The following is a 522-nucleotide window of genomic DNA, read 5'->3' as shown; positions in this document are numbered from 1 at the left end:
TTTTACGAATTTATCGTATTCTGCAAAAGAACTTTCATCGAGCAATATACTGAGCCTTTCTCTAGCAGTTAATTTCCCTTTTTCATGTTGTTTGGTAATCCNGTCAGAACCGCCTCCTTTTTAAGCTTCTAGTGCTTTGGTTTTTAGATTTTCTAGTATTTTAAAGTCTTGCATACAATAAAGTAGTTTTCAAATTAGTTGTAGACTTTATTAAGTTTACAAACCCTACTAACTATACACATACACTATTGCTATATGCAACAATGTATGTATGATAATTGTTAATGCTCTGGTGATTCATGGTCACTACTTTGAAAATGTTGCGATGTGTCAACTCTTTTCATATTAGAAAGAGGTGGACTAACTGCACTGCTTTTCGTTTGTGCAAAACTTTTAGCAGCTTCAACAACCTTGCTTATACGAGGTTTTTTTTCTAGCTCTTTTAGGTACTTTGAGAAGATTTCACAACTTTTGTCATCCATATGTACCATTATTTTACCAAAACTTTCAGCTTTTTCAGAA

At 32.8% G+C, this 522-nt stretch carries 1 protein-coding gene and 1 pseudogene; both read right to left on the bottom strand.

The annotated features are described in order from the left end of the window. The coding region (locus WG67_RS08755) for a hypothetical protein (RefSeq protein WP_458695017.1) at nucleotides 1-45 on the bottom strand (45 nt) is incomplete at its 3' end. Nucleotides 46-281: 236 nt separating this feature from the next. Next, nucleotides 282-522: pseudogene (locus WG67_RS07365) on the bottom strand (hypothetical protein); the annotation flags it as partial.

The sequence above is a fragment of the Wolbachia endosymbiont of Drosophila incompta genome (genome assembly GCF_001758565.1).
GTDB lineage: Bacteria > Pseudomonadota > Alphaproteobacteria > Rickettsiales > Anaplasmataceae > Wolbachia > Wolbachia pipientis.
This window is presented reverse-complemented; position numbering and strand designations above follow the sequence as displayed.